The organism is Skermanella aerolata KACC 11604, assembly GCF_000936425.1.
Taxonomy (GTDB): Bacteria; Pseudomonadota; Alphaproteobacteria; order Azospirillales; family Azospirillaceae; genus Skermanella; species Skermanella aerolata.
Map to the genome: position 1 here is coordinate 132,790 of NZ_AVFK01000013.1, position 25,270 is coordinate 158,059.

21 protein-coding genes are annotated in these 25,270 nt (G+C 62.6%); 14 read left to right on the forward strand and 7 right to left on the reverse strand.

The features are described 5' to 3' along the window. Positions 1–1,641: an ABC transporter substrate-binding protein gene (locus N826_RS17290; RefSeq protein ID WP_044430825.1), complete on the reverse strand. Its 1,641-nt coding sequence runs from the start codon at positions 1,639–1,641 to the stop codon at positions 1–3. Positions 1,642–2,105: 464 nt separating this feature from the next. On the opposite strand from N826_RS17290, the gene N826_RS17295 reads away from it, so the two are divergent. The 6 genes from N826_RS17295 (at position 2,106) to N826_RS40180 (ending at position 10,818) form a co-directional block, all read left to right on the forward strand. Further along, entirely contained in the window at positions 2,106–2,804 is a 699-nt protein-coding gene (locus N826_RS17295) for a FadR/GntR family transcriptional regulator (RefSeq protein ID WP_044430826.1), read from the forward strand. Positions 2,805–2,952: 148 nt separating this feature from the next. Further along, entirely contained in the window at positions 2,953–4,455 is a 1,503-nt protein-coding gene (locus N826_RS17300) for an ATPase domain-containing protein (RefSeq protein ID WP_044430827.1), read from the forward strand. Further along, complete coding sequence (locus N826_RS40175; RefSeq protein ID WP_052831491.1) at positions 4,452–6,869, forward strand: PAS domain-containing protein; 2,418 nt, start codon at positions 4,452–4,454, stop codon at positions 6,867–6,869. Before N826_RS17300 ends, N826_RS40175 begins: the two co-directional genes overlap by 4 nt. 118 nt (positions 6,870–6,987) lie before the next feature. Beyond that, positions 6,988–7,938 (forward strand): calcium-binding protein, encoded by a 951-nt coding sequence (locus N826_RS17310; protein ID WP_044430829.1) that lies wholly within the window; start codon positions 6,988–6,990, stop codon positions 7,936–7,938. A 148-nt stretch (positions 7,939–8,086) separates the two neighbouring features. Beyond that, on the forward strand, positions 8,087–9,427 hold the full coding sequence (locus N826_RS17315) for a right-handed parallel beta-helix repeat-containing protein (RefSeq protein WP_044430831.1): 1,341 nt from the start codon (positions 8,087–8,089) through the stop codon (positions 9,425–9,427). Between the two features lie 143 nt (positions 9,428–9,570). Next, positions 9,571–10,818, forward strand: a complete 1,248-nt coding sequence (locus N826_RS40180) for a calcium-binding protein (protein ID WP_052831493.1) — start codon at positions 9,571–9,573, stop codon at positions 10,816–10,818. 53 nt (positions 10,819–10,871) lie between these two features. Here the strand turns inward: N826_RS40180 and N826_RS17325 are convergent, their stop codons facing one another. Next, positions 10,872–11,738: an HpcH/HpaI aldolase/citrate lyase family protein gene (locus N826_RS17325; RefSeq protein ID WP_044430833.1), complete on the reverse strand. Its 867-nt coding sequence runs from the start codon at positions 11,736–11,738 to the stop codon at positions 10,872–10,874. 60 nt (positions 11,739–11,798) lie between these two features. Continuing rightward, a complete protein-coding gene (locus tag N826_RS17330; RefSeq protein WP_044430834.1) occupies positions 11,799–12,689 on the reverse strand; it encodes a fumarylacetoacetate hydrolase family protein in 891 nt (296 codons plus the stop codon). Between the two features lie 238 nt (positions 12,690–12,927). Between N826_RS17330 and N826_RS17335 the strand changes: the two genes are divergently transcribed. The 8 genes from N826_RS17335 to N826_RS17370 all read left to right on the forward strand — a co-directional run bounded on the left by N826_RS17335 (position 12,928) and on the right by N826_RS17370 (position 21,223). Beyond that, on the forward strand, positions 12,928–13,671 hold the full coding sequence (locus tag N826_RS17335) for a FadR/GntR family transcriptional regulator (protein ID WP_044430836.1): 744 nt from the start codon (positions 12,928–12,930) through the stop codon (positions 13,669–13,671). A 46-nt stretch (positions 13,672–13,717) separates the two neighbouring features. Continuing rightward, the gene (locus N826_RS17340) at positions 13,718–14,476 is read left to right on the forward strand and encodes a sulfite exporter TauE/SafE family protein (protein ID WP_244619478.1); all 759 of its coding nucleotides are present in this window, start codon (positions 13,718–13,720) and stop codon (positions 14,474–14,476) included. A gap of 70 nt (positions 14,477–14,546) precedes the next feature. After that, positions 14,547–15,533, forward strand: coding sequence for an aldo/keto reductase (locus tag N826_RS17345; protein ID WP_044430838.1), 987 nt, complete (start codon positions 14,547–14,549; stop codon positions 15,531–15,533). 289 nt (positions 15,534–15,822) lie between these two features. Next, a complete protein-coding gene (locus N826_RS17350; protein WP_044430839.1) occupies positions 15,823–16,761 on the forward strand; it encodes an alpha/beta hydrolase in 939 nt (312 codons plus the stop codon). A 66-nt stretch (positions 16,762–16,827) separates the two neighbouring features. Beyond that, entirely contained in the window at positions 16,828–17,850 is a 1,023-nt protein-coding gene (locus N826_RS17355; RefSeq protein ID WP_063772267.1) for a Bug family tripartite tricarboxylate transporter substrate binding protein, read from the forward strand. Positions 17,851–17,874: 24 nt separating this feature from the next. Next, complete coding sequence (locus tag N826_RS17360) at positions 17,875–18,402, forward strand: tripartite tricarboxylate transporter TctB family protein (protein WP_044430840.1); 528 nt, start codon at positions 17,875–17,877, stop codon at positions 18,400–18,402. Positions 18,403–18,404: 2 nt separating this feature from the next. Next, a complete protein-coding gene (locus tag N826_RS17365; RefSeq protein WP_063772268.1) occupies positions 18,405–19,952 on the forward strand; it encodes a tripartite tricarboxylate transporter permease in 1,548 nt (515 codons plus the stop codon). Next, entirely contained in the window at positions 19,952–21,223 is a 1,272-nt protein-coding gene (locus tag N826_RS17370; protein WP_044430842.1) for an LVIVD repeat-containing protein, read from the forward strand. Before N826_RS17365 ends, N826_RS17370 begins: the two co-directional genes overlap by 1 nt. An 83-nt stretch (positions 21,224–21,306) precedes the next feature. Here N826_RS17370 and N826_RS17375 read toward each other — a convergent pair whose 3' ends face one another. The 4 genes from N826_RS17375 to N826_RS17390 form a co-directional block, all read right to left on the reverse strand. Next, positions 21,307–22,590, reverse strand: a complete 1,284-nt coding sequence (locus N826_RS17375) for a TRAP transporter large permease (RefSeq protein ID WP_044430844.1) — start codon at positions 22,588–22,590, stop codon at positions 21,307–21,309. Then, positions 22,587–23,177 carry a TRAP transporter small permease gene (locus N826_RS17380; protein WP_044430846.1) on the reverse strand — a complete coding sequence of 197 codons (591 nt, stop codon included), beginning with the start codon at positions 23,175–23,177 and terminating at the stop codon, positions 22,587–22,589. The genes N826_RS17375 and N826_RS17380 overlap by 4 nt, the downstream gene beginning before the upstream one ends. 105 nt (positions 23,178–23,282) lie before the next feature. Further along, positions 23,283–24,260 (reverse strand): TRAP transporter substrate-binding protein, encoded by a 978-nt coding sequence (locus N826_RS17385; RefSeq protein ID WP_084720843.1) that lies wholly within the window; start codon positions 24,258–24,260, stop codon positions 23,283–23,285. 78 nt (positions 24,261–24,338) lie between these two features. After that, entirely contained in the window at positions 24,339–25,235 is an 897-nt protein-coding gene (locus N826_RS17390) for a phytanoyl-CoA dioxygenase family protein (RefSeq protein ID WP_044430848.1), read from the reverse strand. Between the last annotated feature and the right edge of the window lie 35 nt (positions 25,236–25,270).

Here is a 25,270-nt window from a genome sequence, read left to right on the forward strand (position 1 = left end):
TCAGTTCTTGGACCAGTCGAACCAAGCGTTGCCGTTGGGCGTGTACCAGGAATAGCCCTTCAGGTTGGCTCGCGTCGCCACCTGATAGCCGGGGTTCGCCAGGAATACCCAGGGAGCGGATTCGACCGTGATCTGCTGAACCCGCTTCATGCCTTCCAGCCGCTTGGGCTCGTCGGTGCTGGTCAGGGCTTCGTTGATCAGCTTGTCCACCTCGTCGCTCTTGAAGTGCGAGTAGTTGATCAGCGAGGCGCTGTTGAGCCACAGGTTCGCGACATAGGCGGCATCGGGAACGATCGCCATGTCACGGAAGAAGTACATGGGGATGGTGCCCTTGCTGTAGCGCTCGACCAGGGTCGAGGCGGGCAGCTTGGACAGGGTGACGTCGACGCCCGCCTTGGCGAAAGCGGACTTCAGGATGACGGCGATCTCTTCCTCGATCTGGTCGCCGGTGCGGTATCCGATCTCGGTCTTGAAGCCGTTGGGCAATCCCGCTTCCGCGAGCAGCGCCTTCGCCTTTTCGACATCAGTGGTGAACGTGAAGTATTCGTCCGTGAAACCGGGATAGATTTCCGAGATCGGGCTTTTTGTCGGGCGCGCCGTGTTGAAGTAGACGGCCTTCAGGATATCGTCGCGCGGGACTAGATAGTTCAGCGCCTTACGGACGTTCACATTGTCGAATGGCGGCGTCGAATTGTTCATTTCGACGCGGTGGATGTAGTTGCCGAAGACCTTCTGGACCTTGACGGCAGGCGACTTCTCGAGCAACGCCAGCTCGCGCGGCAGCAGATACTCCGCGACGTCGACCGAGCCTGCCTGCAAGGCCGCGACCCGATTGGCCGAGGTCGGCATCTCGCGGAAGATGATCCGCTTCAGCTTGGGCGCTCCCCGGTAATAATCGGGGTTCGCGTCATAAACCACTTCCTGACCGGGCGTGTACTTGCTGACGGAGTACGGGCCGAACGAAGCGCTGTTGGTCGCCAGCCAGCGCTGCGCCCAAGGATCGTCGGCGGTGACGTGCTTCTTGATCTCGACGGCGTCCAGGATGCCGAGGTCGCTGTTGATCCAGAGACGTTCGATCAGCGGCGAGGAATTGGGAATGCTGACCTTGACGGTATAGTCGTCGATCTTCGAGAACGCATCCTGATAAGACGTGATCTTCAGGATCTGCGTCATATACCAGTGAAAGTTGGATTTCAGATTCCAGCCGCGTTCGAACGACCACATAACAGCATCGGCATTCAGTTCGTTTCCAGCCGAACTCTTGACGCCTTTGCGCAGTTTAAAAGTAATCGACGTCTTGTCCGGCGGAACTTCCCAGCTTTCGGCCAAAGCTCCGACGATTTTACTGAAATCTTCATAGACTACGCCGTCTTCACCGGTCTTCGGCGCATAGGTCAGCAGGCGTTCATAGACGTTGCGGCGCAGTTCGTGGACAGCTTCGGTCGGCGGGTATTCCTGATCCAGGGATTCCGGCGTCCGGGGACCGGCGACGACCAGCGTCGACTTCGCATCCTGGGCGGCGGCGGGTGCTGCGGTCAGTGCTACGGCAGCGGATATGATCAACCCTGACAAGGCCGTAGCGGGGAAACGACCGATATTGAAAGTTACCCGCGATACATCCCCGTAATTGAAAATTTTCATGAGGTTCTCCCTCTACTCGTCCGTGCCACGGCGGTCGCGGCTCAGTCAACGATCTCCCAGGAAGCGTGTCGGCTTTGAGGCTATGTCATACCGGTAAGACCACATAGCTTCATCATACAATAATTCACTACGCAAGTTTTTTCTTCGTATGCCGAAAGTTTCCGCAGCATGCTCAGTGAGAAAGCGGTCGAATACTATTTTTTAGGCGCGAACACTTCTCGCTGCCGGACACAAGGTCGCTCCGACCGGTCAGACCACAGTTTATTTCCATCGCTTGTTTCCACTGCCGGTCAGAACAGATGACAGAGAAGTCGACGGCAGGTTACCATCAACTTAGGCGGGTATGGCCTTCCGAACCGGCTAGGAACGGTGCCGGGGAGTGAATCCTGAATTGGATCGTCCATACATGTCAGGCCGTTCATCCCGATGCAGGATTGCGGACAATCATCAGACCCGGAGTGACCATGAACCCTCTCAACGGTGCGCGCGCACCGGTTCCGCAAACCATCGTGTGGCGCATCCAGGAAATGATCGCGTCCGGTGAGATCAAGCCCGGCGAAAGACTGCCGTCACAGCGCGATCTGGCGGTCATGTTCAACATCAGCCGCGCATCGCTGCGCGAGGCGCTGAGCGTGCTGGAAACGCTCGGATCGATCCGGATCGATCCCGGACGCGGCGCCGTCGTCTGCACCGAAGGCTCGTCCGGCGGCTGGCGCTTCGGCAGCCGCATCCCCAAGGAGGACGTGTTCCAGGTCCGCCTGCTGGTGGAAGGCTATACCGCCGGCCTGGCGGCGCTCCGCATCACCGGGCAGGAGATCGAAGAACTGCGCCGGAGTATCGGGACGATGCAGCAGTTCCTCGAGTCCGGACAGCTCGAAGGGGTGGTCCAGGCCGATCTCAGTTTCCATACGACGATCGTATCGGCTGCCGGAAACCAGGCTTTCAAGGACATGTACGACAGTCTGTCGACCATGGTCCTGGAAAGCCACCGCGTCCCGCTGACGGCCCGCAACCGGCTTTTCGAACCGATCGCGGAGCATGAAAACATCGTCGAGGCGCTGGAACGGCACGATTCCGAGGGGGCGGTCTATTACATGAGGTTTCACCTCATCGGTGCGGCCGGCCGCAGCGGGATAGACGAGGCATTGTGCCGATCCTGGTAACCCGGTCCAGATCGGGACAGCGAACCGGGCAGCCAGAAATGTGAGCGCGGTTCAGCAACGGTTTCCATCCCATAGCATTGATTGTGGTAGTTATTCGAGTTCGTGCGAACGAACCTGAACCCGTGACGGCTGATGCCCGGAGACCAGCATGCTCAACACCTCCGACGCCATTCCCAAGGCGGCATTTGGCATTCCGGGCCTTGACGACGTCGTATCCGGGGGACTGCAACGCGACAGCGTCTTCCTGCTCGAAGGATCGCCGGGCACCGGCAAGACGACCATGGCGCTCCGCTTCCTGCTGACCGGGGCCGAAGCCGGGGAAAGAGGCCTCTATATCACCTTGTCGGAGACAGAGCGGGAACTGCGCCAGGGCGCCGCGTCCCATGGGTGGACGCTGGACGATAGCATCGAGGTCTTCGAGCTCGTGCCGCCGGAAAGCTTGCTCGACCCCGACCAGCAGCAGAGCCTGCTCTACTCCTCGGATCTAGAACTGGGCGAGACGACGCGAATGATCTTCGAGGCGGTCGAGCGCATCAAGCCGTCGAGGATCGTGCTAGACAGCCTTTCCGAGATCCGGCTGCTCGCCCAGGGGTCTCTCCGGTACCGCCGTCAGATCCTGGCTCTCAAGCACTTCTTCGCGAGGAACGCCGCTACGGTCCTGATGCTCGACGACCTTACGGCGGACACGACGGACAAGACGGTCCACAGCGTCGCCCACGGAGTCATCCGGCTGGAGGAACTGGCGCCGGATTACGGCGCCGAACGCCGCCGCTTGCGGGTCATAAAGTACCGCGGGCAGGCTTTCCGGGGTGGCTATCACGACTTCACGATTTCTAGAGGCGGGGTTCACGTCTTTCCCCGTCTGGTAGCATCGGAGCACAGAACGGGATTCAGCCGGACTCTGCTGGAAAGCGGCATCAGCGAACTCGACTTGCTGCTGGGCGGCGGGATCGAGCGCGGATCGAGTGCCTTGATCCTCGGTCCTGCTGGCACGGGGAAATCGCTACTCGTGCAGCAGTTCATCGTTCAGGCGGCATCGCGTGGAGAACGCGCGGCGCTTTTCGTCTTCGACGAGGAACTTGGTCTGCTGTTCAGCCGGGCAAGGCAGATGGGTATCGATCTGGAAGGGCTGCTAGACACCGGCAGCATCTTCATCGAACAGGTGGATGCGGCGGAAATGTCCCCTGGTGAATTCGCCCACAAGGTGCGCAGGCTGGTCGACGAAAAGGATGTCCGGACCGTCGTGATCGACAGCCTGAACGGCTACCAGGAAGCGATGCCGGAGGAGAAGTTTCTGATCCTGCATATCCACGAGCTGCTGCAATACCTCAACCGGCAAAGCGTCAACACCTTCCTGACCGTTGCGCAGCATGGACTGGTCGGCGACATGAAGTCGCCGGTCGACGTCACGTATCTGGCGGACACGGTCGTTTTGCTGCGCTACTTCGAGGCGATTGGACGCGTCCGCCGGGCCATTTCGGTCGTCAAGAAGCGTGCCAGCGCCCATGAGGACACGATTCGTGAATTCCGTATCTCCGATCGGGGCATCGAGATCGGCAAGCCCCTTCAGCAGTTCCAGGGGGTGCTTCGCGGCGTACCGACCTTCATCGGCACCGATGACGACACGCTTCTCATGGACGATCTCAATTGAGTGAAGCTCATCCGCTGCGGTCCGAGCGGGTCGTGATCTTCGCGTCGATGGGGCGCGACTCCGTCGTGGCGCGCTCCATCCTGGCAGAGGCCGGGATTGAGGGAGAGATCTACCGGGATCTGCCGGCTCTGACGCGAGCCATAGCGGACGGTGCCGGAGCCGCCCTGGTGACGGACGAGGCCATCCGTCACGGTGATCTCCAGGCGCTGGTGGCTTGGCTAGACGACCAGCCTGCCTGGTCCGATTTTCCCTTCGTTCTGCTGACCGTCCGGGGCGGGGGAACCGAGCGCAACCCGGCCGCCCAGCGTCTGGCAGGCCTGCTGGGGAACGTCACGTTCCTGGAACGCCCCTTCCACCCCATGACCTTGATCAGCACCGTGTCCACCGCTCTTCGCGGACGGCGCCGGCAGTACGAAGCCAGGGCACGTTTGGAAGAGGTTCGCGAGGGTGAGGACCGGCTGCGGCTGGCGCTTCAGGCCGGCCGCCTGGGCTCATGGGAACTCGACCTCGACACCATGACGCTGACGTCGTCGGAGCGGTGCAAGGCCAATTTCGGCCTGTCGCCCGATACTTCGCTGAGCTATGCCGAAATGCTGGAGCAGGTCCATCCGGCTGACCGGACTCGCATCCAGGACTCAGTAGCCCATGCGGTTGCGACCGGTGCCGATTATGCCGCCGAAAACCGGGTGATATGGCCCGACGGCACCATCCACTGGGTCGAACTCATGGCGCGTGTCGTGTTCGGCCGCGACGGGTGCGCTCACCGCATGGTCGGGGTCTCCTTGGACATTACCGACCGCAAGGCCGCGGATGCCGAGCGCGACCGGGTCAACGAGCTTCTCGAACAACGGGTGGCGGAGCGGACCACCGACGTCGAGCGGCTTTCCCTGGAGCGCCAGCGGCTGGTCTCCACCGTCGAAGCTTCATCCGACTTCATCGGCGTGGCGGCGCTGGACGGTTCCCTGCTCTACATCAACCGGGCAGGCCGTCACATGGTCGGGCTGACCGATCGGGACAGTGTTACGGATACCGCCATCCTGGACTATCTGCTTCCCCAGGATCGCGCCCGCTTTGCCGACGAGATCATGCCAGCGGCGATGCGGGACGGACGATGGGCCGGAGAGTTTCAGTTTTGCCATCTCGACACCGGCAAGCCCATCGAAGTGCATCTCGACTTCTTCCTGATCCGCGATCCGGCCACCGGACAGCCGGTCAACTTCGCCACCGTGACACGAGACCTAAGAGAGCCGAAACGCGTCGAGGAGCAATTGCGCCAATCGCAGAAAATGGAAGCGATCGGGCAGCTTACCGGCGGCGTTGCTCATGACTTCAATAACCTGCTGATGGCGGTGGTCGGCAATCTGGACCTGCTGCGCCGGCACATGCCGCAAAACCCAAAGCTTCTGCGCTTCATCGACGGCGCGATGCAGGGTGCGCAGCGTGGCGCCGCCCTCACCCAGCGGCTCCTGGCCTTCGCGAGACGGCAGGACCTTCAGCCGCAGCCGGTCGATGTCGTCCAACTGGTCCAGGGCATGACCAACCTGCTGACTCGCTCGATCGGTCCCATGATCGAACTGCGCCTGGAAGCCGCCCCGCGGATGCCCCCGGCCCAAGTCGATCCGAACCAATTGGAGCTTGCCCTCCTCAATCTGGCTGTCAACGCCAGGGACGCCATGCCGGACGGCGGCAAGCTGACGATCGCTCTCGACCATTCCGACGAGAGCAGATTCCTGCACGGCGAGGTCATGCCGGGAACCTATGTCGTTCTCCGGGTCAGCGACACCGGTGCCGGCATGGATGAAGCGACCTTGTCCCGTGCCATGGAGCCGTTCTTCTCGACCAAAGGCATCGGCAAGGGCACCGGTCTTGGGCTCGCCATGGTTCATGGGCTGGCAGTCCAGTCCAACGGTACGCTCCGGCTGCGCAGTTCTCCGGGGGAGGGCACCACGGCGGAGATCTGGTTGCCGACCTCCGCGATCCCGGTCCGCCAAGCGGAGCCACAGCCGACAGCGGTCGCAAAGGCCGGCCCGGCAACCATCCTGGTGGTTGACGACGATGCGCTGATCTCGATGAGCACCACCGCCATGCTGGAGGATCTCGGCCATGTGGCGCTGGAAGCAAGTTCCGGCGCGAAAGCGCTGAAGATCCTGTCGGGAGAAACCCGGGTAGACCTTGTCCTGACCGATTACGCCATGCCGGGAATGACCGGCGCCGATCTCGCTCTCCGTATACGGAAAAGCCATCCCGGCCTACCGGTGCTTCTCGCGACCGGCTATGCCGACTTGCCGGACGGGCTCAACATAGACCTTCCCCGGCTGGGAAAACCTTACACGCAACGTCAGTTGGCTACACAGATCGCCAAGCTCCTGCATCATATGGAAGAGGAAGGCAGCCGATCCGCACCTTCCGGCTAGATCGATCACGGTAATTGAAAATATTGGTAAATAGATCTTAACTATCATTGTCCAGACTGAAGCGATTATCTCAGGTTAATATCCCGTTGGTTCTTAAACCCCATTTCCGGAGAGAAGATTGGCGACGATCAGAGCCACCAGCGGCGCCGTGACCACGGGAACGGCCGCCAGCGACACCATGTACGGTCATGAAGGGGCCGATACGCTTTATGGCCGTGCCGGCGACGACACGATCTGGGGCGCCGACGGTGCCGACAGGCTTTACGGCGACTCCGGAACGGACAGGCTCTACGGGGAAGCGGGCGACGATGTCCTGATGGGCGGCACCGGCGTTTCGTACCTGTATGGCGGAGAGGGGAGCGATACCCTCCATTCCAATCCCTTCACCGGCAACTTTCCCGCCGGCCTCCCCTTGGCGGACAGTGTCCTGGATGGCGGAAACGGACGCGATTCCCTGCATTTCTACAACAACACGACCTTCGCCGGGGCGGGAACGGCCTTGGCGGCGGCAACCAGACTGATCGTCACGGGCCAGGGGGCGGGAAGCATTGCGTTCCAGGAGGCCGGAGGAAGTGCTTCGCACGATGCCGGTCAGTTTTCCGGGATCGAGAAGATCACGGTGACCGGAGCAGGCCGGCTGGAATTCTACGGCGGCCATGGCTTTTCCGACGGCATCGACGTGACGGGGACCACAGGGAACGACCTGTTCTACAGCGACACCGCCAGCGACATCATGCGCAGCGGGGGCGGGGACGATACCTTCATCCTGACGGGATACGGCGGTACCGACACCATCATCAGCGGCGCCTTGGACAACGACACATTCCGCTTCGATGTTTCCGGCGGCACCGACGCCAGGATCACCGGCTTCAACGGTGCCGGAACGCAGTCCGGCGACTTCCTTTACTTCGAAGACATGATGTACGGACGAAGTCTGACGGCCAGCGTCGTGGAGAGTGCGGGACGGACCTGCTTCACCATTCAGGCAAATGGTGGGGAATTCGGCCCCACAGTAGTCACGGTGGACAAGATCGGCTTGGTGGAAGGCATCGATTACTTCTTGGCCTGATGTGACAACATCGTGGAATATGTAAGCTGCCGTTGTGGGGTATTTAGGCCGAAGCCGGTCCGACTGGTGTTTAACAAAATGATGCATTAATGCGCCACGGGACGCATTAAGACCACGCACCTCAGGTCACACGGTGCGGTGGTTATCTATGAAGTCGAAATTCTGCCTGACGTTGTTGGTTGCGCTGGCGGCTTTTTCCGGAGCCGCCAGTGCGGCCGCTGATCCGGAATGGTTCAAAACGCCAGAACCGCAGGGAACGGGAAGCCGGAAAGTACCGGTTGCCAGCGGCCAGTCTCTCCAGGATGCCTTCAACAAGGCGAAGCCGGGCGATATCCTGGAAATTGGTGAGGGAGTGTACCGGGCGACCAACGGGGTGGCATTGCTCAACTCGGGCACTCCCGGACAATGGATCACCGTCCGCGCCGCTCCGGGAGCCACTCCGACGATCGACCTGAACAACACGGGCTCATTCCAGATCGCCGCTTCCAACGTCGTCGTCGAGGGGTTGGAGATCATCAACGGCAAGGGCGACAATCTTCACATTTCGCCGTGGCAGGGCTCGATCCGCAACATCATCGTCCGGTCGATGAAGATCCACTCGCTCCGCACCGGGTCGGGAGCGGCCATCAAGATAAACCGGAACAACCCGATAAAGGCCGATGTCGAAAACGTCTATATCGAGGACTCGGACCTTCAGCAGCCGATCAACAACGCGGTCGTCGATGGCGTCGGCGTCCGGACGGCTGTCGTACGCAACAACTGGATACACGACCCGACGCAGGGCAATTCCGGCATCTTCTTCAAGGGCGGATCGACAAGAGTGCTGATCGAGGACAACCTGATCAGCGGCATCCGCGGCAATTCGGCCCTCATGCTGGGCGGCAATACCGGCCCGCAATACTTCGACCCCGATCTCCCCAGTCAGGAAGGGACCGATCAGGTCGCCCGGAACAACATCATCGCCGACTACAACGACAGCGCCATCGAGGTCCGGGGCGTGGTGCGCGGGCTGATCTACAACAACACGATCGTCGGCGATTCACCCTACGCCGTTTTCCGCCTGACCTACGGAAACAACGCGGCCGGTGGCCAAAGCGGCAATCAGCAGATCGAGATCAGCGACAATCTGGTCGTCAACACGGCGTCCACCCCCCTGATGTATGCCTGGAACGATGGAAATGTCGGCAGCTTCAGCGTCGGACCGCAGGTCTGGGCCGGACTGTTCAAGCAGTACGAGCGTAACGGCCTGCCCACCTTCCCGCAGTCCTTCGACAAGGTGGTCAGCCGCTACGATGTCGCCAAGGTCGTACGGAATCCCAGCGACGACGGTCTGACGGGCCTTGACGACGCCAGGCAACGCTACGCCCCGGTGTCCGGCAGCCCGGCTCTCAAATCCGGCAGCGGCGTTACCGGCACCCTGCTGGACTCATCAGGCAAGGCGCGTTCGGCCTCCGCACCATCGATCGGAGCCATCGAGCAGCCGGAGTGACTCCAGGGCGATGCCGTTACAAATGGTCCCTAGGTTCCGGTATTCTTCCTGATCCAGGTTAATGACGCACCGTCGGCACGGCGTTCCCCTTCCAGCCAGATCACGTCCCAAGGTGGTGACGGCAACAGGGGAAGAAACGCAAAATGGCAACTATCATCGGCACGGATGCACGCGATGACCTGGTTGGAACCTCCGCCGCCGACTGGATCGAAGGTCTTGGCGACAATGACCGGATCTGGGGGCAGGCCGGCGACGACAGGTTATTCGGCAGTAAGGGACATGATGGTCTGCGCGGCGAAGCCGGCGACGACTGGATACATGGCAACGACGGTATCGACTATCTCTCCGGCGGCACCGGCCAGGACCTGCTCTACGGCGACAAGGGCAACGACGTCCTGGACGGTGGGCCGCACGAAGACCAGATTCACGCCGGTTCCGGCGATGATACGGCTTTGGGCGGCACCGGGAACGACCTCATCCATGGTGACTGGGACAACGACCAAATCTTTGGACAAGAGGGCGATGACATCCTGCACGGTGACACGGGCGACGACCGGATCGAAGCCGGAGCTGGGAACGATCTCGCACTGGGAGGCAGCGGGGCCGACTGGCTGATGGGTGACGACGGCAACGACAGGCTATTCGGCGATGATGGCAAGGATGAGATCCACGGCGGACGTGGTGCCAATCAGGTATTCGGGGATGCCGGTAACGACACCGTCGTCCTGGACTTCACCATAATCCTGACCGGACCCGATCGGAACGCGGACGAGTATAGCGGCAGCTACGCGGATGGCGGTTCGGGCGCCGATACATTGCGGATCGAGATGGGCAGTAACTTTCCCTATGCCGGGTTCCTCGGTGTCAATTCGGCTACGGGAACCACCGGCTGGGGATCGCCGAACGACGAGGATCCTTCTTGGCGGGGAAGCCGGTTCGGTAACTTCGAGCGCATCGAGATCACAGCCGTGGATGGTCAGGTGCCGGAATTCGGTTATCAGGGCGGCGACGATCCCATCACGGTCGTCAGTTTCTCACCCATCAACTTCCTGAATGGCGGCGGGGCATCCGAGCACCTGATCGTTGCCGCCGCCTCCAGCGGCAGCGTCTTCGACGGCGGCGGAGGTAACGACACGTTGGTCAGCCCGCAGAACTCCAGAGATCAGTTCATCTATCATGCCGGCACGGAACAGTACGAAGACTACCAGGGTAAGGACATTATCGTCGGCTTTAACGATCTCGACGTGATGAAATTTCGAGGTTTTGCCAGCAGCGACGATGTCTCTGTCAAGGAAACGGATGGAACGACCGTGTTCACCTGGATTTCGGGAAGCGTTACAGTGGATAGGGTCGGCCTGAGCGAAGGCCAAGATTATCTTTTCGTCGCGTAAACGGCATGCACTAGGCCCAGTAGCATGCCGCTCAGCCCAGGCTAACACCTCGGTCAGGACGCCGTGTCGCCGCGCCTTGCCCGCATCAGCACGCGCCGCATCGCAAGTGCAACCGGCCGTTCGACCATCCTGCCGTCCAGCAGCACGACGCCCGACGAGGCGGCTGCGGTGTCTTCGAACGCGGCGACGATACGGCGAGCCTGACGTATTTCCTCATCCGTCGGCGAAAACGCCGCGTTGATGACGGGCACCTGGGTCGGATGGATCGCCATCTTGGCGGAAAAACCGAGACCAAGCACGCGGCGAGCCTCGCCGGCGCAGGCGTCGGGATCTCCGACATCGACAAAGGGCATGTCGATGGCCGGAACCCCGGCAAGCGCCGCCGCATGGACAACCCGCGACCGACCGTGGAGCAGGGCGTCCCATGTGGCGGGCGATCCCAGTTCCGCCGCCAGATCCAGGCCGCCGAACATCACGGCGGCTATCCGAGGCGAGGCGCCGGCAATCGCCGTGGCCTCTTCGATGCCGCGCAGCGTCTCGATCTGGACGACGATCCGCATGTCCAGGCCGGCAACGGCAAGCAGCTGGTCGATCCAACCGGCTTCCTGTGCCGAATCCACCTTGGGGACCGCTATGAGGCCCTGTCGCGGACGGGCCTCGATGATCGCCAACATGTCGCGCAGACCGGCCTCGGTGCGGATGCTGTTGATCCGGACGACGCGGTCGCACTCGCCAAGCGGCGGACCAGTGAGAAAGCGCACCGCTTCGGTGCGGGCCTGTTCCTTGCCCTGCGGCGGTACGGCATCTTCCAGATCGACGCAGACCGCATCGGCCCCACTGGCCGCAGCCTTGGCAAAACGGTCCGGCCGGTTCGCCGGCACGAAAAGCAGGCTGCGCCAGCCGGCTTGTTCACTCTGCATGTTTCCCCCCACACATCTTTCTTGATGCCGCCATCCTTGTTGCGGCCGTCGGCGCACGGTTCAGCGCAAGGTATTGGCGAGACGGCCGATGCCTTCGATCTCGATCGTCACCCGGTCGCCCCTCTTGAGATATTTGGGCGGGTTGAAGCCGATGCCGACGCCGGCCGGCGTACCGGTCGCGATCACATCGCCGGGCTGGAGCGTGATGCCGGCGGAGATCGTCTCGATCAGGGTCGGGATATCGAAGATAAGGTCGCAGGTATTCGCGTCCTGTCGCAGTTCATCGTTCACCCAGCACCGGACTGCCAGAGACGCCGGGTCCAGTTCGTCCGCCGTGACGATCCAAGGTCCCATCGGGCAGAAGGTGTCGAATGACTTGCCGAGGAACCATTGCTTGTGCCGCCCCTGAATATCGCGGGCGGTCACGTCGTTGATGATCGTGTAGCCCCAGACATGGCCGTAAGCCTGATCCTTCGATATGCCCCGGCCGCCCGTGCCGATCACGATGGCCAGTTCGGCCTCGTAATCGATGCTGTCGCTGATGCCTTCCGGATAGCGGATATCGGTGCCGTCGGCAACGACCGATTCCGGAACCTTGGTGAAGATGATCGGCACTTCAGGAATCGCATCCGACCGATCCTTGGAACTGCTGTCGAAGCCGCTACGGCTGAACTCGTGCGCATGGTCGAAGTAGTTCTTCCCGACGCACATGACGTTACGGGCCGGGCGCGGGATCGGCGCCTCCAGTTCCACGTCGGACAGGTCGACCGCATCGCCCTCGTTGCCGATGCCGGCGAGGCGGGCTTTCAGGTCGTCGTAGCGCCGGATCAGATCGACGATGTCGGCAACAGGCTCGCCGAGGACCATGTCGAGCGGTCGCACCTTGCCAGCCTCAGCATCGACAAGGCCGGTCATCCTGCGGCCACCCATCCGGAAAGTCGCGAACTTCATCCGTCACTCCTGAACCATTACTAAACCATTAGGAAATCCATTATTGCCAAATGGCGCCGTCCGCGCAATCATGGATCATGTCGGACCGGGAGAAAGCAGCAGCGGAACGACGTCAACGTTCCTGAATTCCCTTAAGAAGGCTGCTTGTGAAGCTGCTTCCAAGGCTGTTGCCGACGGGTTGTCCGGCGGCTAGAAATGGGTTCTGTTTGGCTCACCTCTGCGGACCTCGAGACCTCCCATGGATACACGCAACATTCGCACACGCGCCGCGACGGGAGCCAATGCCCTGGTCCAGCTTATCGAGAGCAACATAGCGGACGGTTCCTGGACCGCCGGGTTCAAGCTACCGCCGGAGCGCGACCTGGAAAAGCAGTTCGGGGTTTCCCGCAATACCCTGCGCAAGAGCCTCAAGCTGCTCCAGGACAAAGGCAGGATCGTCCGGCATGTCGGCCGGGGATCGTTCGTGGCGCCGGCCCGGCAGGATCTTCCCCAAAGCCGGGCTTTGGACTCCTTCGTTCCGGTTTCCGCCGACAGCCTGGTGCTGCGCATTCACGGCGCCAGTCCGGCCGAGATCATGGAGGTCCGTCTCGTGGTCGAACCGGCGGCGATCGAACTGGCGGCACTTCGCGCCAATGCGGGGGACGTGCGACGGATCAGGGATTGCCTCACCCAATCCGAACAGGCCGGCGAGATCGCGGATTTCGAGCATTGGGACGGCCAACTGCATGTCGCGATCGTCGCTGCGTCCAAGAACAGCCTGCTGATGGACCTTTACGCGACCATGAACGAGACGCGGAACCAGCCGGAATGGCTCCGGCTCAAGCACCGCTCCCTGACGCCCGAGCGGCGCCGGATTTATCAGGAACAGCACAGGCGCATCGTGGACGCGCTGGCGGACCGCGACGCCGTCACCGCCCGGAACGAGTTGCGCGACCACCTGCTTCTCGTCCGCTCCAACCTGCTCGGTCCGGTGAATTCGTGATGGGTGATTGGCTCATATTTGGTCCACGATGGAGTGCAGAACTCATGTGGGTCAAGTCGTGAGCATCGGCGCCATTCTGCTGATATCCGTCATCGTGCTCGCGACGTCGTTCCTGTCCGGCATCTTCGGCATGGCGGGCGGCATGATCTACATGGGCGCCCTGCTGCTCCTGCTGCCGGTACCCGCCGCCATGGTCCTGCACGGGGTCACCCAGACAGCGTCCAACGGTTGGCGTGCCTACTTGTGGCGCGGCTATGTCGCATGGCCGATCCTGCTGCGCTACCTGATCGGCTCGGCGATCGCCTTCGCCGCCTTCTCGCTGGTGCGCTTCGTGCCCGATCCGCCGCTTGTGCTGGTAGTGCTCGGATTGACGCCGTTCCTCGCCTGGATGGTACCGGACTGGGCAGCACCACGGGCGGACAGGATCGGCGGGGCCGAACTATGCGGTTTCATCGGCACGTCCTTCCAGCTCCTGTCCGGCGTATCCGGGCCGCTGCTGGACGTCTTCTTCGTCCGCTGTCCGCTCGACCGGCGGGCGGTGGTCGCTACCAAGGCGGCCTGTCAGGTCGCCACGCACCTGCTGAAGCTGGTGTATTTCGGACGCATCATCGGCGAGGGCGGCAGCGAACTCGGCTGGCCCGTGCTGGCGATCTCCGTCGTTTTGGCGATGGCGGGAACCAGCCTCAGCCGGGCGATGCTTGAACGATTGACCGACATCCAGTTCCGCAGCTGGACCCAGCGGATCGTGCTGGGCGTCGGCGCCGTCTACCTGCTGCAAGGCATCGCCGCCTTCGCGGCAGGCTGAAACGGCACCTCGCAAGGCAACACAGGACACGCCCCAACGAACGGGCATAACAAAACGGGGAGGAACGAGAATGGAGCGCCGCAATCTTGGAAGAGCCGGGCTTGTCGTTTCCGTCATCGGCCTCGGCTGTTCGGGAATGACCGGCGACTACGGCGTCCCGGACGACGTGGAGTCGGTCGCCACCATTCACCGGGCGCTGGAACTCGGCGTGAACTTCTTCGATACCTCGGACGCCTATGCGGACGGCCGCAACGAGCAGCTGATCGCCGGCGCCATAGCCGGCCGGCGCGACGGCCTCGTCCTGGCCACCAAGTTCGGCAACATCCGAGGCCCCAACGGCGAGAGGGGAGGGGTCAACGGCCGCCCCGAGCATGTCTTCAAGGCTTGCGACGCCAGCCTGCGCCGCCTCGGCATCGACGTCATCGACCTCCTGTACCAGCACAGGGTCGATCCAGACGTCCCGATCGCCGAAACCGTCGGCGCCATGTCGCGTCTGGTCGAACAGGGCAAGGTGCGCTTCATCGGCCTGTGCGAGGCCGGTCCCGAAACTATCCGCCGTGCCCACGCCACTCACCCAGTATCGGCCCTCCAGATGGAATATTCGCTGTGGACCCGCGATGCCGAGGACGTGATCATTCCGGTCCTGCGTGAACTCGGTATCGGGCTGGTGCCCTACAGCCCGCTCGGACGCGGGTTCCTGACCGGAACCTTCCGCCGGCGTGACGATCTGATTCCTGCCGACCGGCGCCATGCCCATCCGCGTTTCCAGGAAGGCAACTTCGAACGGAACCTCGGTCTGCTCGAAACCTTGGACCGGATCGCCGACGCAAACGGCCGGACTTCCGCCCAGGTAGCGCTTGCCTGGGTCCTGTCGCGCGGTCCGGATATCGTGCCGATACCGGGGACCAAGCACCGCTCCTGGCTGGAGCAGAACGTGGCCGCGGCCCGGATCACCCTTGACGACGCCGACTTGAAGGCACTGGACGAGGCGTTCCCGCCAGGTGCCGCTTCCGGTCTCCGCTACCCGGAAGGCCAGCTCCGGCGGCTGGGCATCTGATACCAGGAGCCGAAGAGTCTGACCGGCATTCCGTGAGTGTTGGGCCACGGCCCAACCTACAGGCTTCTGCTTCGTAGGTTGGGCCGTGGCCCAACAAGCACTGTCCACCCAGGTCGATGTCTTCGGCCCCTGATATGAATTCCGGTTTGACCAATCCACGATTGGTTTCCGCTCCGCAGCAATACGCATCCTTGAGGAAACATCGGCTTGACAATGGTTCACCATTGTCGCCCAATGTAAACCTATTGCCAATTGGTCACTGATTGGCTCAAAGACGGGGAATGAACCGATGACGACAACCCAGACCCCCCAGAGGCCCCCTCAGAAGACCTCGACCGGTATCGAACATAGGACGAAGAAGGGCGACGTGCGTCTCTTCCTGTGGGAGAAGCCGGCGGTCGAAGGAACCGCCAAGCGCGGAACGATCCTGTTCGTCCACGGCTCCTCGATGGCCTCCACGCCGACCTTCGACCTGCAAGTTCCTGGACGCGACGACTCCTCCGTCATGGACTGGTTCAGCCGGCGCGGGTTCGATACGTGGTGCGTCGATATGGAAGGCTACGGACGTTCCGACAAGAACGGGAACATAACCTCCAACATCTCCGACGGCGCCGACGATCTCGCCGCCGCCTCGGCCTATATCCTGGCCAACCGCGACAGCGGCCCGCTGCTGGTCTACGGCATTTCGTCCGGCGCGTTGCGCGCGGCCCTCTTCGCGGAGCGGCACCCCGACCGCGTGGCGCGTCTGGCGCTCGACGCGATGGTCTGGACGGGGGAGGGCAGTCCGACGCTGGCCGACCGGCGCAAGAAGCTGCCGCAGTTCAAGGAAATGAAGCGGCGTCCGATCGACCGGGCCTTCGTCCATTCGATCTTCAACCGCGACCACCCCGGAACCGCCGACGAGAAGACCGTTGAAGCCTTCGCCGATGCCATCCTGGCGCTCGACGATTCCATGCCGAACGGCACTTACATCGACATGTGCGAGAACCTGCCGCTGATCGATCCGGCGCGCATCACCGTGCCGACCATCGTCATGCGCGGCGAATACGACGGGATCGCCGGCATGGACGACCTGCTCAAGTTCTTCGCGGCGCTGCCCAATCCGGACAAGCAGTTCGCGGTGATGCCGGGCATTGCCCATGCCAGCTTCCAGCAGAAGAATCACGCGCTCGTCTACCACATCCTCAATTCGTTCTTCGAACAGCCGGCCCCCGTCTACCGGGGCTGACCAGCACCAGCCTGCGGTTACTTGACCGGCAGGCATCCCAATAAAAAACAAAGGGGAGGGACTTCCATGAATCACTCACCGAACCGATCACTGCACATGTCCCGTCGGGCGTTCTGCGGCGGCCTGACCGCAGCCGGAGTGCTGGCTGGCATGCCGCTCTCCAGCGCCTTCGCGCAGAGTTACCCGCAGCGGAACTTCCGCGTAATCATCCCGACGGGGCAGGGCGGCGGAGCCGAGCGGCTGGCGCGCGCCTTCGACGACGCCTGGTCCAAGCTCCTCAAGCACCAGTTCGAATACACCTTCCATCCCGGTGCTGCCGGCCAGATCGGATACGAGCTGTTCGTCAGGCAGCGCGAGGCCGACGGCTACAACCTGCTGTTCGGCAACATGGGTCCGGAAATGATCATGTATGCGGTGCAGAAGCCGAACTACCGCTTTCCGGAAGACTTCATCTATTTCGGCCGGACGGATATCGACGACAGTTGCATCTTCGTCCGGAACGACAGTCCCTACAAGGACGTCAAGTCGATCGTCGAGGCGGCCAAGAAGAAGCCCCTCAACGTGGCGGTCAGCCGTATTCCCCATCCGGCTTCCATCGGCCTGCTGGCACTGGGCGAGGCTACCGGCTCCAGCTACAACCTGATCCCTTATGGCGGTGGCAACCCGACCTATGTCGCTGTCATGAACGGGGAGGCCGATGTCGGGGCGCTCCCGATAACCGGCGTGCTTTCGCTCACCAGCCAGTTCAAGGTGCTCGGCGTTTTCAACAAGGAAAACATCTTCGCCGGCATCACCGAGAACGCGCCGACGATCAATTCCGTCTTCGGCTCCTCGATCCCCGACCTCTACTCCTCGCGCGCCTGGGCGGTCCACGCGAAATGGGCGGACGCCAATCCGGAGAACTTCGCCATGCTGGAGAAGACCGCCGAGCAGGCCCATGCCTCGGCGGAATTCCGCGATGCCTTCGTGAAGACGGGAGCGCCGGTCGAATCGCTGAAATTCGGCAGCCGCCAAGTCTGCACCGAATACGCCAACGCGATGGTCGAACTGGCCAAGCGCTACGAACCGGTGCTCAGCGCGCAGCGGTAACCCGATGCTCCAGGGAGCGACACCATGAGCGTAGACGTATCGCGGACGCTGAAACAGCGCCGGAAGGCGCAGCTGGGCGCCGATCTGATCATCCCGGTCCTCGCCGCCGGCTTCACCCTCTACTACCTGATCTCGTCGTTCAATCTGGTCTGGGAAGCGCGGGCCAACGGGACGGTCGTGGGCGTAACGCTGCTGGTGCTGATCGCCATTCAGGTCGCCCGCGTCGTGGTCCAGCTCCGCAACGGGACCGGCAGCCTGGGCTTCGGCGACTTCGCCCAATGGACGCCGGCGCAGGGCCAGCGATTGATGCTGATCGCAGCATTGATCGTGTTCGTCATGACGATCCCGTGGCTGGGAACGACGCTCGGTCTGTTCGCGGTGATGCTGGCCGCCATGTGGATTCTCGGCGTCCGGTCGCCGGCAACCCTGCTGGGCGTCGCGGTCGGCGTTTCGGCCACCGTCTATATCGTCTTCATCGTGTTGCTGGGCGCCCGTTTCCCCGCCGGACCGATCGAGAACGGGCTGGCTCCGCTGTTCGGGGGAGGCATCTGACCATGGGTTGGGATAACGCGCTCCTTCTCTCCCTGATCACCGACACCCTGATGCTGACCTGGATCGTGGTGCCGGCGGTGCTGCTCGGCATCGTGGTCGGCGCCATACCCGGCTTCAGCGCGCAGAACACCCTGATCATCCTGCTGCCGCTGACGCTCACGATGGACATCAACGTCGCGCTGGCCTTCATGGTGTCGCTCTACTGCGCGACCCATCTGGGCGGCGGCATCCCCGCGATCCTTGTCAACATGCCAGGGACGGGAGGTGCGGCGGCGACCACGCTGGACGGCTATCAGATGACGCTGAAGGGGAAGGCGCAGCAGGCGCTCGTCCTCTGCTTCGTCGCATCGACGGTCGGTGGTCTGGTCACCAGCGTCGCGACCGTCGCACTGCTGCCCTACCTGGCCCAGCTCGGCCTTTATCTCCGCAGCGTCGAGATGGTCGCGGTGATGGTGTTCGGCCTTGTCCTGATAGCCGCCATCGCCGCCGACGATCCCTTGAAAGGCATCATCGCCGGCTTCTTCGGCCTGATGATCGGCGCCATCGGCACCGACCATATCTACGGCACGCCGCGCGCCGCCTTCGGTTTTCTGGAACTCTACGACGGCGTGCCGCTGGTGCCGGCCTTGATCGGGCTGTTCGCGATCTCCGAAGCGTTCAGCATGATGGAGCGCTCGACCGTCGTGCCGCGCTCGTCGGTCGTGGATACCAAGGCGCAGTGGGCGGACACCCTGGAGGGATTGCGGCTCAGCCTCAAATACTGGTGGCTGACGATCTGGACCAGCTTCGTGGGTTTGCTGATCGGTGTCGTTCCGGGAGCGGGCGCCAGCATCGCGTCCTTCGTGGCGTACCAGCAGGCCCGCATGTTCTCCAAGACCCCCGAGGAATTCGGCAAGGGCTTCGCTCCGGGCGTGGTGGCGCCTGAATCGGCGAACAACGGGGTCACTTCGGGCACGCTGGTCCCGCTGATGGCGATCGGCGTGCCGGGCGGCAGCACCGCCGCCGTCATGATGGTCGTGCTGCAATATCACGGCATCGTGCTCGGTCCTCGCCTGTTCATCGAATCGCCTGACATCGCCTACGGCATCTTCTTCTCGATGACGCTGTCCTACATCGTGATGATCTTCACGATCCTGCCGCTCGCCCGCTATATGAGCCAGGTCGTGCTGATACCGACCAAGATCCTGGTTCCGCTGATCCTGTCCCTGACCATCGTCGGCGCCTTCGCCAACCGCGAATACGTATTCGACATGGGCCTTGCCCTCGTCTTCGGCGTGATCGGTTATATCGCCCGCAAGACCAACTACCACGTCACCGCGATCCTGATCGGCGTGATCCTGGGACCGCTGTTCGAGCAGTACCTGCTGCGCTCGCTGCGGATCGGGCAGGGGGATCTGACCATCCTGTTCTCCTCGACAACCGCCAACGTCCTGTGGGCCTTCGTCGTGCTGTCGGTATTGCTGCCCTGGCTGCGCGGCAAGCAGCAGGAGCGGCAGAGGAAGAACCTTCAGGACCGGGCGCCGACCGCCTTGACGGGAGACCAAGCCTGATGGCCGACATGCCCTTGTCCAAGAACCTCCGCCTGGTGGGTCACCTCGACCTGCCCGGCGGAGGGCAGGTCACCGTTTCCGACGGCTACGCCTATGTCGGGCACATGAAGCCGCCACATGGGACCACCATCGTCGATGTCCGCGATCCGGCCAATCCGCGTGTCGCCTCCTCCATCGAACTCCCGACCGAGGACTCTCACACTCATAAGGTCCGCGTCGTCGGCGACCTTATGATCACCAATGTCGAGCAGAATGACCGGCATGCGCTGCGGCGGGGAGCGAAATTGGCGGAGGCGACGACCGGCCTGACCGCCCGCCTGGGCCGCCCTCCCACCGATGCGGAAGTCGCCGCCGACCTCAACATTCCAGAAAACCTGCTGCCGCGCCTGCGGCACGTGCTGGACCACGGGTACCGCGACGGCGGCTTCAAGGTCTACGACATCTCGGACAAGGCGCGACCGGTCGAGATCGCCTATGTCAGGACACACGGCGTCGGGGTCCACCGCTTCGACATGGATGCCCGATACGCCTATATTTCCACCGAGATGGAAGGTTATGTCGGCAATATCCTGGTCGTCTACGACATCGCCGATCCGGCCCGGCCCGCCGAGGTATCGCGCTGGTCGATGCCCGGTCAGCATGTCGCTGGCGGGGAAACTCCCCATTGGACCGGTCAGCGCAACCGCCTGCATCATGCGCTCCGCTTTGGGGACGAGCTGTGGGCTTCGGTCTGGTACGCCGGCCTGCGGGTGATCGACGCTTCCGACATCGGCAACCTGCGAACCATCGGCGCCTACGATTACCATCCCCCATTCCCGGAGCCGACCCATACCGTGGCTCCGGTCCCCGTCCGGTGGCAGGGCAGGCAGGTCGCGGTCGCGGTGGACGAGGAGCACGACCACACCCATGGACAGCTCCATGGCGGGCTCTGGTTCTTCGACGTGGAGGACAGGGCCGATATCAGACCGATCGGCATGTTCCACCTGAGCGAACTGGACTCGCCCTTCGCCCGCGCCGGAGCAAGGTTCGGCGCTCACCAGTTCCAGGAACGGGTGACGGGAGACCGCCTCTACTGCACCTGGTTTTCCGGCGGGCTTCGCATGCTGGACATATCCGATCCCACGGCGCCGAAGGAAACGGGCTGGTTCATCCCGGAACCCCCGAAGGGGCAGGCCTGCGCGCAGAGCAACGACGTCTTCGTCGATGAGCGCGAACTGGTCTACGTGATCGACCGCAACCGTGGACTGGATATCCTGGAGGCAACGGCTTGATCCGTCTTCCCTCCAAGCAGACGGGTTGAGCGGTTTGCTCCGTCGTGGAACGGCACTCAGCGCCGGCGCTGAGTGCCGGTATCTCACCGGCCCAGTAAATTGGGCAGGAAAAGCACGAAGCTGGGCCAGAACGTCACGACCAGCAACGCGCCCAGCAGCGCCACGTAGAACGGCAGCATCGCGATAACCAACCGGCCCAGGCTGACCTTGGCGATGTCCATCATGATGAACAGGAGAACGCCGAAGGGCGGCGTGGTCGCCCCGATCAGCAGGTTGAGGACGACCACCACGCCGAAATGCACCAGATCGATGTTAAGAGCCAGCGCCAGCGGCAGCAGCGCCGGCACAGCGATCAGGAGGATCGCCGTGGTTTCCATGACCAGCCCGGCAACCAGCAGGATCAGGTTCACGAGCAGCAGGATGACGTTCGGGTCGTTGGACAGGCCGAGCAATGTCGTCGCAAGCTGCGCCGGCAGGTTGTTGATCGAGACCACCCAGCCGAACGGTATCGCCGCCGCGATGATGAAGATCAGGACGCCGGCCGTCACTCCCGTTTCGATTACCGAGCGGCGCAGTCCTTCCAGGGTCAGCTCTCCCTGAACGAAGCCGACACCGATCGCGTAGACGACGGTAAGCGCCCCCAGTTCCGTAGGTGTGGCGGCTCCGCTGAGCAGTCCTGCTATCAGGATCACCGGCGCGAGCAGGGAGGGCAGGGCGGCCATGAAGGTCCGGCCGATCTCGCGCGCGGTCGCTCGCGGACGCACCGGTGCATGGATGCGTCCCGTCACTGCCAGGACCCAGACCATCAGCATCATGAAGCCGCCCATCAGGAGGCCGGGAAGGATTCCCGCAAGGAAGAGATCCGAGACGGAAACCTGGGCGATCACCGCATAGATGACCATGATGACGCTGGGTGGGATGATCGGCCCGATGATCGACGACGCGGCCGTGACCGCAGCGGCGAAGGCGGGGTCGAAGCCGGCCTTGCGCATCGCCCGCACCTCGACGGTGCCAAGACCGGCGGCGTCGGCCTGGGCCACTCCCGACATGCCGGCGAAGATGATGCTGGAGCCGATGTTGACATGCGCCAGGCTTCCCCGGATGTGCCCGAGCAGGGACAGCGCGAAGGCGAAGATTCGCGAAGCCAATCCAGCCCGGTTCATCAGGTTTCCGGCCAGGATGAACAGGGGCATCGCCAGCAGCGGAAAACTGTCCAGCCCGGATACCATGCGCTGGGCGACGATGGTGAGCGGAAGCGGGGAGGCGATTGTCAGGAAAGTCATGGTGGCGGCTATCAGCGCGAAGGCGATCGGCACTTCGATCACCACCAGACCGGCGAAGATGAAGAAGAGGCTGGCGACGCTCATGTGGCGCTCCCCGAGAAGGCGCGTTCGATCTCGCCGTCGGACGAGGAATCGTCGCCGTATTCCTCTTGAATGACCTGCCTGTGCCGCCCTGAAAGGCAGAAGGTCGCCTCCTCCAGCAGCCTGTAGGCGGCGGTCAGCGCCATGGATGCGAGCCCGACGAACAGCGGAACGGAGAAGAACCAGCCGATCGGCACCATGACCGGAAGCGCCACGGTCATGCGCCGCATCTCGAGCTGGACGTTGATCCAGACCTTCGGCAGCATCGCAATAAGCAGGACAAGGATGATGGCGAATACTAGGGCCTTGAAGATGGCAGCCGCGCGCGGCGGCAGCCGCCCGACGAAAGTGTCGATCTTGACGTGCCGGTCGCTTTTGAGACCGAGCGAAGCGCCGATGAACGTCGCCCAGATGAACGAGTATGTGGCAACTTCCTCGACCCAGACGATTGGCTCGCCGAAGACATAACGGGAGATGACCTGACCCGTGATGCTGATGACGATGACCGCGATGAGGACGACGATCAGGAACCGCTCGATCCAGGCGATGCCTGCCAGAAGACTGCGCCAAGGTTTGAGTATGAGATCCACCCGCTTGCTCCCCTGCGCACGGGCTCTCCGGCGCGGGTGCATTGCCGCGCCGGAGAGCTTCCATTCAGCTTTTTATTGGATCCGCTTGTCGTCGGATCGGCGAGTTCAGAGACCCCGGATCTTTTCCCAAAGCCCCGCCGGCCAGACCCCGGTCTTCTCCATTTCCGCGACCCCTTCCAGCGCTTTCCGGACGAAGGGTTCACGATCCACCTTGATGACGGTAGCGCCCTCGTTGGCCATGTTCTGAACGACCTGCTCGGTCTCGGCCTCGCCTTGCCGGCGAACCCACGCGCTGGTCTCCTTGGCGGCCTGGACGAGTATTTGCTGAAGATCCGGCTCGAGCGCCTGATAGGCGGCATCGTTGATGGTGATGTGGTGCGTGGACAGCAGATGATCCGTCCTCATCACGAACTTGGCCGCCTGATGGAGCTTCGCGGCGTATGTCGCCGACACCGGTCCCTCGGTCGCCTCTACCGTGCCCGTGCTCAGGCCTAGGAAGATCTCCGCCCAGGCCAAACGGCTGGGCTTGGTGCCCAGCGCTTGCCAGAGCAGCAGGTAGGTGCGGATTTCCGGCACCCGCATCTTGATGCCGTTCAGGTCGTCGGGAGTATTGACGGCGCGCTTGGCAAGCAGGATTCGGGGCTGGGTGGAGGCCGCCGACAGAATCCTCAGCCCCTGCTCCTTCCTCAAGCGCTCCGCCGCCGCCGCGTAGAGGTCGCTGGCCAGGAACTTCTCGAGATGGTCGCTGTCGCGGAAGGTGAAGCCCCAGTTCAGGACGTTGAAGTCGGGCACCCAGTTGCCATACCAGTCGAGAACGTCTCCGTACATCTGGACCGACCCCTGCATCATCTGTTGGATGACGTCGATGTCGTTCCCAAGCTGCTCGCCCTGGATGTAGTTGATCCGCAGCTTGTCGCCGCCGCGCTGGTTGACCAGTTCGGCGAACTTAGCATTAGCCCGATCGAACAGGGAACCCACGGCGTCCGATCCGCCGAAGGTCAACGTCTGCTGCGCGCTTGCCGGCGCCGTCATGAGGCTCATGGCGAACGCGCCCGCAAGCGCGAGCTTCCTCAGCATGTTCATCGCTCTTCCTCCCCTGATTATCTTTGTTATTCGCGCCGTGGCGACGCGTTCCTGAACCGCGGTTTGTGCGGCGAGGGATCAGACGGCGAAGGCGCTCCTGACGCCGGCCGTCTTCTGCACCTTGAAGATCGAGCTGGCGTCCGGTGCGGGAGGCAGCGGCAAACGTACCGGAACCGGCTCGACGCGTGGCTCGATCGTAAGCTCGCCGCACATCAGGCGTTCCTTGGCGTCGTCCCATATCGCCTGCTGGCCCAGGCGGTGGATATAGGCGCTGGACCCGAGCAGCGGCCAGGCGTCGGCGGCGTGGCACTCCAGGAACATGATCAGCCGCGCCCGGTCGCTCCGGTTGGGAGCGGAGCCGTGCAGGGTCCTGACATGGTGGATCGTCATGCTTCCGGCCTTGCCGGTCAGCGTGACTATTTTGTCCTTGTCGAAGAGCGGATCGTCACGGTCGACGGCACCGCAGAAGATGCCGTCGCTGTTGTGATGGCTGAGGATTGGTCCCTTATGGGTTCCGGGGACTACCATCAGCGGACCGTTCTCCTCGGTGACGTCCTCCAGCATCAGACCGCAGGCAAGGAGGCTGTCGTTGGTGTGGGGATAGAAGGCCCAATCCTGATGCCATTCGACCGCTGCGCCGCCGCCGGGAGCCTTGGTGTTCAGCTTGCTGGTCTGAAGTAGGACGTTCGGACCGAGAAGCGACTTGAGGATGCCGGTGATACGCTCGCTTTTGGCGGTTTCCCAATAAAGCGGGTGCTGCTTGTGAGGAAGCTTGATCCGGGTCAGCTTCGGCGTTTCGCGGCTGTGCCCCTCGTCGAGGTCGAAGATCGCATCGCTTTCCGTGACGCTTCGCGACCGGTCGATGAAGTCGTAGGTGAGGTCGCGGAGCGCCTTGAGCGTGTCAGGCGGCACGGCGTCCTCGACAAGGACGTAGCCGTTCTCGTGGTAGAAATCGATCTGTTCCGACGTCAGCATTTCATCCTCCCCAAGGGGTTTTTAGTTTGACCGGC